General features: G+C 63.8%; 1 protein-coding gene. It reads right to left on the bottom strand.

The window, feature by feature from the left end:
* The coding region (locus tag ACFYQA_RS39575; RefSeq protein WP_388928697.1) for an RNA-guided endonuclease InsQ/TnpB family protein at positions 1 to 964 on the bottom strand (964 nt) is incomplete at its 3' end.
* Positions 965 to 1,123: the final 159 nt, after the last annotated feature.

The raw sequence follows: 1,123 nt of genomic DNA, 5'->3' as shown, positions 1-1,123 counted from the left end.
GGAACCAGCGGTCGATGGCAACCAGGTCCCTTCCGTACCAGGCGCACTTGTACTCCAGCATGCCGCGCATCGTGGTCCAGGCCGCATCCGAGATGGCGCGGGCCAGGGAATGGTTCCTGACCATGTTGCGTACGGTCAGATCCTCGATCACGATCGTTTGGTTTTCACGAACGAGACGAGTGGTCAGCTTGTGCAGGAAGTCGCGCCTGCGGTCGGCAATGCGGGCATGGACCTTCGCGACCTTACGCCGGGCCTTCGCCCGGTTCGCTCCGTCACCCCTGGCCTTCCTCGCCAGCACCCGTTGGGCCCTGGCAAGACGGGCGCGGTCCTTGCGCTCGAACTTGGAGTTGGTGACCTTCTCCCCGGTGGAGAGCGTCACCAGGCTGGTGATCCCGGCGTCGATCCCGACAGCGTTCGCGGTCTCGGGCATCGGTGCGGGGGTGTCGTCACACAGCATCGAGACGAACCAGCGCCCGGCCGCGTCCTGCGACACGGTCACGGTGGACGGCGTCGTACCTTCGGGAAGGGGACGGGACCAGACGATGTCGAGCGGTTCACGCATCTTGGCAAGGGTCAGCTTGCCGTCACGGAAGCGGAAACCGCTGGTGGTGTACTCGGCAGACTTCCGCGACTTCTTACGAGACTTGAAGGTCGGGTACTTGGCCCGCTTCTGCCAGAAGTTCCCGAACGCGCCTTGCAGATGCCGCAGCGTCTGCTGCAACGGCACCGACGACACCTCGGACAGGAAAGCCAGTTCCTCGGACTTCTTCCACGAGGTGAGCATCGCGGAGGTGGCGTTGTAGTTGACCCGCTCCTGACGGAGCGTCCACGCCTCGGACCGTGCGGCGAGCGCCAGGTTGTAGACCTTGCGAACGCACCCGAACGTGCGCGACAGCTCCGCTGCCTGCGCGTCGGTCGGGTAGAAGCGGTACTTGAACGCCCGCTTCACCTGGTTCGTGACCATGCTCACAAACTAGCTGGCCCTCGACTTAAGATCAAACCTGCGGGTCACAGCACTGCAATCCGCCCTGGCGGCGAATCCCAGCTCGTTGCCCTGCTCCGCAGGAGCTGTGTTTCCTCCCCGAGCTAAAGCACGGGGTATCCACACAGGAGGAAGAGATGA

This window comes from Streptomyces sp. NPDC005774 (assembly GCF_042871645.1).
Classification (GTDB): Bacteria; Actinomycetota; Actinomycetes; order Streptomycetales; family Streptomycetaceae; genus Streptomyces; species Streptomyces pratens.
The sequence above is the reverse complement of the archived record's forward strand: the minus strand, read 5'-3'. Positions and strand labels throughout refer to the sequence as shown.